The organism is Kribbella sp., assembly GCF_035655035.1.
Lineage (GTDB): Bacteria > Actinomycetota > Actinomycetes > Propionibacteriales > Kribbellaceae > Kribbella.
Genome location: NZ_DASRVN010000449.1, coordinates 1 through 4928, shown reverse-complemented (window position 1 = coordinate 4928; position 4928 = coordinate 1). Strand labels below are relative to the sequence as shown.

At 69.5% G+C, this 4928-nt stretch carries 6 protein-coding genes; 2 read left to right on the top strand and 4 right to left on the bottom strand.

Features of this window, described 5'->3' with window-relative positions; all coding sequences use genetic code 11:
- The 4 genes from VFF46_RS24710 to VFF46_RS24695 form a co-directional block, all read right to left on the bottom strand.
- Positions 1-263, bottom strand: a 263-nt coding sequence (locus VFF46_RS24710) for a helix-turn-helix domain-containing protein (RefSeq protein ID WP_325039589.1), incomplete at its 3' end; no start/stop codon positions are given.
- 89 nt (positions 264-352) lie between these two features.
- A complete protein-coding gene (locus VFF46_RS24705; RefSeq protein WP_325039588.1) occupies positions 353-841 on the bottom strand; it encodes a glutathione peroxidase in 489 nt (162 codons plus the stop codon).
- A gap of 2 nt (positions 842-843) precedes the next feature.
- The gene (locus VFF46_RS24700) at positions 844-1488 is read right to left on the bottom strand and encodes a dienelactone hydrolase family protein (protein ID WP_414673086.1); all 645 of its coding nucleotides are present in this window, start codon (positions 1486-1488) and stop codon (positions 844-846) included.
- The gene (locus VFF46_RS24695; protein WP_325039586.1) at positions 1485-2153 is read right to left on the bottom strand and encodes a hypothetical protein; all 669 of its coding nucleotides are present in this window, start codon (positions 2151-2153) and stop codon (positions 1485-1487) included. The genes VFF46_RS24700 and VFF46_RS24695 overlap by 4 nt, the downstream gene beginning before the upstream one ends.
- A gap of 169 nt (positions 2154-2322) precedes the next feature.
- Here VFF46_RS24695 and VFF46_RS24690 point away from each other — a divergent pair, with 169 nt between their 5' ends.
- Both VFF46_RS24690 and VFF46_RS24685 read left to right on the top strand, forming a co-directional pair.
- Positions 2323-3534: an acetyl-CoA C-acyltransferase gene (locus tag VFF46_RS24690; protein WP_325039585.1), complete on the top strand. Its 1212-nt coding sequence runs from the start codon at positions 2323-2325 to the stop codon at positions 3532-3534.
- Positions 3531-4928 (top strand): 3-hydroxyacyl-CoA dehydrogenase NAD-binding domain-containing protein (locus VFF46_RS24685; RefSeq protein WP_325039584.1); only part of this gene is annotated, 1398 nt, incomplete at its 3' end. The genes VFF46_RS24690 and VFF46_RS24685, both read left to right, overlap by 4 nt.

The window sequence follows — 4928 nt, the reverse complement described above, 5'->3', positions numbered from 1 at the left end:
TCGTCCCAGCGGAATCCGAGGCCCGGCACCTGCCACGGCCGCTGCCGGCCCTTCCCGCCCTCGGCTTCCTCCACGAACCCGTGCTGCGCCAGCTTCCGCAGGTGCCACGAGCAGTTCGCGGGCGTCTCGTCGAGCCGGTCGGCCAGCTCGGTCGCGGTCAGCGGCCCGCTGATCGACAGCAGTTCGACGATCGCCATCCGGACGGGATGGGCCAGCGCATTCAACTCACGAGGGTCGCTCAGGCGGCGATGCGGGTTCGGCATGCGTCGAAAGTACTCTTTCGAAAGAGTTGTTGCAATGGTGCGCAAAGAAATCGCCCGCCGCGGAAGCGACGGGCGATCCGGCCGGCGGGCTAGGCCGGGAGCTGCGCCTCGATCGCGGCGACGACCTCGGCCGACTCCGGCTCGGTGCGGGGGCGGAAGCGGGCGGCCACGGTGCCCTCGGGGGTGAGGAGGAACTTCTCGAAGTTCCACTGGATGTCGCCGGCCTCGCCGTCGGCGTCCGGGGTCTGGGTGAGCTCGGCGTACAGCGGGTGCCGGCCGTCGCCGTTCACCTCGAGCTTGTCCAGCATCGGGAACGTGACGCCGTACGTCGTCGAGCAGAATGTCTCGATCTCCTCGGCGGAACCGGGCTCCTGGCCGCCGAACTGGTTGCACGGGGCGCCGAGCACGGTGAACCCCCGGGCCTCGTACTTCTTCTGCAGGTTCTCCAGGCCCTCGTACTGCGGCGTCAGGCCACACTTCGACGCCACGTTCACCACCAGCACCGCCTTGCCCTTGTACTCCCCGAGCGAGGTCGGCGTACCGGACAGCGTGGTCAGCGGAATGTCGTACAGGCTCATGCTCATCCTTGGGTTGTCGGTAGATGCCGGGCGAGAAAGTCCTCGGTACGCCGCCACGCGAGCGCGGAGGCGTCGGCGTTGTGGAACATCGGCAGCGGGTTGTCGAACGCGTGCCCGGCACCGTCGTACCGGTGCACCTCGGCGCCACTGAGCGCGGGCACGATGGCGTCGACGTCCAGGAACGCGTCCTCGTTGCCGAAGTGGTGCAGGCCGGCGGCCTCCGGACGAAGCTCGAGCAGCCGCGGCAACGCCGAGCCGTAGTAGCTGACCAGCACGTCCGGTGCGGACACCGCGGCCACGTTGTAGCCGAGCCCGCCGCCGAAGCAGAAGCCGACGACCGCGGTGCCCTTGCCGCGTGCTTTCAGACCGTCCAGCACGGCCAGCGCGTCCTTGACCGCCAGGTCCCAGTCGAGCCGGTGGGCGATGTCCATCGCGCGCGCCAGCAGATCCGGCGCGGACTCGTCGAGCTCGGTGTCGTCGAGGCGCCAGTAGATCTCCGGCGCGATCACGTAGTAGCCGAGGGCGTGCAGGTCCGCCCCGCGCTGCTTGATGTAGTCGGAGACCCCGAAGATCTCCTGCAGCAGCAGGACTCCGGGTGCATCACTGCCGGCGGATCCCCACTCGTGGACTGGTATCTCCAAGGTCACACTGTGAAGCGTACGGCCTCCGGTTCGACGGCCACCGGCTTGGGTGCGGGCATCCAGGCCTTCGTTTCCGCGATCGCGTCCAGCAGCAGCTGGTAGAGCCGGTCGTCGGGGTTCGGGACGCAGGCCTGGGAGATGCCCTCGACGGCGCAGGAGACCGCACGAGGCGCCGTACGGCGGGCGAAGTCGGGTGTCACGCGGTGGGTGCGCGCGGTGAAGGAGCGCGCCCACTTGGTGGCCTGCGGTACGGCCTGCAGGACGGCGACCGATTCCGGCTCGATGTCGTCCGGCGGGCGTCCGTCGAGCGCGGCGAGTTGCCGCTCTCCGACGAGCAGGGCGACGGCGAGGATGTACTGGCGCTCCTGCGACACGACCGGCAGCGCGTGCCGGATGCACCGGGCGGTGACCCGCGGTACGACGTGTGGATCGTCGGGGGTCAGCCCGATCACTGACGGGATCAGCGGCGCCAGCCGGGAGCGGCCGGAATCGCTGGTGCAGTCGTTGACGTCGCGGGCCACCCCGGCCAGCAGCGGATGCGTACAGGCCGGATGGTCCGACCACGGCTCGCCGGCCAGGTACGACGCGAACTCCATGAAGCAGGCGCCCTTGCGCGGACTACGGTGTTTCCCCCGGCTGAGGACCGGAACGGCAAGATCGAGATTGTTCATAGAACGCTCCAGTTGCACGGACCTTGACCACCAGCATGCGCCCATTCGCGCCGCATTTCCACGGGTAACAGGTTTGTGAGGGGACGCACAGGCGTGGGTGGTTTCGGAGTTCTGTTACTCACGGGTAGCATCGGGGTAGATTTCCCGACCTTCAAGAGGAGGGCCCCCTGTGCCCCGGCAGAACAGCCCCCGTGAGATCCGCGATGTCGTGTACGTCGACGGCGTCCGCACCCCGTTCGGCAAGGCCAAGGGCCAGTACGCCGAGACCCGCGCCGACGACCTGGTGATCAAGTGCATCCGGGAGCTGCTGCGGCGGAACCCGGGTCTCCCCCCGGAACGCGTGGACGAGGTCGCGATCGCGGCCACCACCCAGATCGGTGACCAGGGCCTGACCATCGGCCGGACCGCCGCGCTGCTGGCCGGTCTGCCGAACACCACGCCCGGCTACGCCATCGACCGGATGTGCGCCGGCGCGATGACCGCCGTCACCACCACCGCGGCCGGGATCGCGTTCGGCGCGTACGACGTGGTCGTGGCCGGCGGGGTCGAGCACATGGGCCGGCACCCGATGGGCGAGGGCGTGGACCCGAACCCGCGGATCATCGCCGAGAAGCTGGTCGACACCTCCGCGCTGGTGATGGGCTCCACCGCCGAGAACCTGCACGACCGGTACCCGACGATCACCAAGGAGCGTGCCGACGCGTACGCCGTCGCCTCCCAGGAGAAGGCGGCCAAGGCCTACGCGAACGACCTGATCCAGCCGGACCTGGTACCGGTCGCGACCCGCTCCGCGGAGCAGGGCTGGGGCTACGCGACCACCGACGAGCCGATGCGGCCGGGGACCACGGCCGAGGACCTCGCCGGGCTGAAGACGCCGTTCCGCCCGCACGGCCGGGTGACCGCGGGCAACTCCGCCGGCATCAACGACGGCGCCACCGCCTGCGTGCTGACGTCCGCCGAGGCGGCCGAGGAGCTCGGGCTGACCCCGAAGATGAAGCTGGTCTCGTACGCGTTCGCCGGTGTCGAGCCGGAGGTGATGGGCGAAGGCCCGATCCCGGCCACCGAGAAGGCGCTGCGGCTCGCCGGGCTGAGCATCGACGACATCCAGGCGTTCGAGGTGAACGAGGCGTTCGCCGTGCAGGTGCTGGCGTTCCTGGAGCACTACGGCATCTCCGACGACGACCCGCGGGTGAACCCCTACGGCGGCGCGATCGCGTTCGGGCACCCGCTCGCGTCGTCCGGCGTCCGGCTGATGAACCAGCTGGCCAAGCAGTTCGAGCAGCGCCCCGAGGTCCGCTACGGCCTCACCACGATGTGCGTCGGCCTCGGCATGGGCGGGACCGTCATCTGGGAGAACCCGAACTGGGAAGGTGCCAAGTGAAGCTGCAGGAACTGATCGACAGCGCATCTGCCCTCTCGACCGACGAGGTCGTCACGGTCGCGCACTCCCGGGACGTCGTACTGCCGAACAAGGCCGGCACGATGGCGCTCATCACGCTGGACAACGGGCACGACCACACCAAGCCGAACACGTTCGGCCCGAAGGGCCTGGGTTCGCTGAACGCGGCCATCGACGCGGCGCTGGCCCGGGACGAGATCGTCGCGATCGGCGTCACCGGCAAGCCGTTCATCCTGGCCGCCGGCGCGGACCTGACCGGCGTACCGAAGCTGACCGACCGGGAGCAGGCGCTGGCGCTCGGCAAGATCGGGCACGGGGTGATGCGGAAGCTGGTCGACGGCGGCAAGCCGTCGTTCGCGTTCGTGAACGGTGTCGCGCTCGGCGGCGGGCTCGAGGTCGCGCTGCATGCGCAGTACCGGACGGTCTCGGTCGCGGCCGGGATGCTGTCGACGCCGGAAGTCTTCCTCGGGCTGCTGCCGGGCTGGGGCGGCAACTTCCTGCTGCCGAACCTGATCGGCGCGGACAACGCGGTGAAGGTCGTCGTCGAGAACGCCCTGAACCAGAACAAGATGCTCAGCGGACCGGAGGCCGTGAAGCTCGGCATCGGCGACGTACTGCTGGAGTCGGCGGACTTCCTCGAGCAGTCGCTGCTGTGGGCTTCGAAGGTGCTCACCGGTGCGATCACGGTCGAGCGGGCCGAGATCGACCGGGGCGCGGCGTGGGACGCTGCCGTTGCCCGGGGCAAGGGTTTCGCGGACGTGAAGGTCAGCGGCGCGGCGCCGGCGCCGTACCGGGCGCTGGAGCTGATCGCGGCCGCCAAGGACAACGACCGCGACCGCGGGTTCGCGGCCGAGGACGAGGCGCTCGCGGATCTGATCATGAGCGAGGAGCTGCGCAGCGGGCTGTACGCGTTCGACCTGGTGAACAAGCGGGCCAAGCGGCCGGCCGGTGCGCCGGACAAATCGCTGGCGCGTCCGGTGAGCAAGGTCGGCGTCGTGGGCGCAGGCCTGATGGCGGGTCAGTTGGCGCTGCTGTTCGCGCGGCGGCTCGAGGTTCCGGTCGTACTGACGGATCTCGATCAGGAGCGCGTCGACCGTGGTGTCGGGTACGTGCACGGTGAGATCAACAAGCTGCTGGCGAAGGGCCGGGTCCGCCCGGACAAGGCGAACCAGCTGAAGGCGCTCGTCACCGGCTCGGTCGACAAGGGCGTGTTCGCGGACGCGGATTTCGTGATGGAGGCCGTGTTCGAGGAGCTGCAGCTGAAGAAGACGATCTTCGCCGACCTGGAGAAGATCGTCCGGCCCGACGCGATCCTGGCGACCAACACGTCGTCGTTGCCGGTGACCGAGATGGCCGCGGACCTCGAGCACCCGGAG

Bases quoted from the DNA above. Each gene is read 5' to 3' on its own strand.
- VFF46_RS24705 (WP_325039588.1), bottom strand. From the start codon at position 841: ATGAGCCTGTACGACATTCCGCTGACCACGCTGTCCGGTACGCCGACC.
- VFF46_RS24695 (WP_325039586.1), bottom strand. From the start codon at position 2,153: ATGAACAATCTCGATCTTGCCGTTCCGGTCCTCAGCCGGGGGAAACAC.